Source organism: Actinomadura rifamycini DSM 43936 (genome assembly GCF_000425065.1).
Lineage (GTDB): Bacteria > Actinomycetota > Actinomycetes > Streptosporangiales > Streptosporangiaceae > Spirillospora > Spirillospora rifamycini.
In genome coordinates, this window is record NZ_AULB01000078.1 from 1 (window position 1) to 1,087 (window position 1,087).

Below are 1,087 nucleotides of genomic sequence, written 5' to 3' on the forward strand. Positions count from 1 at the left end.
GGTTCCGGCCGCATGTACCGGACGGGTGACCTGGCCCGGTGGACGCCGGACGGAAATCTGGTGTTCGAGGGGCGTGCCGACGAGCAGGTGAAGATACGGGGCTTCCGGATCGAACCGGCCGAGGTCGAGACCGTTCTGGCGGCCCACGAGAGCGTCGTCCAGGTCGCCGTCGTCGCCCGCGAGGATCAGCCGGGCGTCAAGCGGCTCGTCGCCTACGTCGTCGGCGATGCGGACGAGTCGACGCTGCGGGAGTTCGCCGCCGCCAAGCTCCCCGACTACATGGTCCCGGCCGCGTTCGTCTCCCTGGAGGCCATCCCCGTCACCCGCAACGGCAAGCTCGACAGGAGTGCCCTCCCCGCGCCCGCGTTCGCGGGGGCGTCCTCGGGGCGCGCGGCTGCGACGCCGGACGAGGAGCTGCTCTGCGAGGTGTTCGCCGATGTGCTCGGCCTGGAACGGGTCGGTGCGGAGGATTCGTTCTTCGCGCTCGGCGGCGACTCGATCATGTCGATGCTGGTCGTGTCGCGGGCCCGCCGGGCGGGGCTGCTGCTCTCCGCGCGGCAGGTGTTCGAGTTGCGCACGCCCGCCGCGCTGGCGCGGGCGGCCGAGTCGGGACGGGTGGACGAACCGGTCGAGCGGGGCACGGGGGCCGTGCCGCTGACGCCCGTGATGCTCGACGTGCTCGAACGGTCGGGGGCCGCGGCGCTGTCCGGGCCGTTCGGCCAGTCGATGCTGGCGATCGTGCCGCCGGGCCTGAACCAGAACCGCCTGGGGGCGGCGCTGCGCGCCGTCGTGGATCACCACGACATGCTCCGCGCGAGGCTGCGGCGGTCGCAGGACGGTACCTGGGAGCTGGACGTTCCGCCGCCGGGCGGCACCGAGGTCCCGCTGCGGCGCGTCCGGACGCCCGCGCCGGACGGTTCGGCGCTCGATGACCTGGTGGAGCGCGAGGCCGCGCGCCTCGACCCGCGGGCCGGGGCGATGGTGCGGGCGGTCTGGTTCGACGCGGGGCGGGACGCGCCGGGGCGGTTGCTGCTGGTGGTGCATCACCTGGTGGTGGATGGCGTGTCGTGGCGGGTGCTGCTGCCCG

At 74.2% G+C, this 1,087-nt stretch carries 1 protein-coding gene; it reads left to right on the forward strand.

Translation table 11 applies throughout. The features are described 5' to 3' along the window. Nucleotides 1-60: 60 nt before the first annotated feature. Nucleotides 61-1,087 (forward strand): AMP-binding enzyme (locus H505_RS46085; RefSeq protein WP_245592698.1); only part of this gene is annotated, 1,027 nt, incomplete at its 3' end.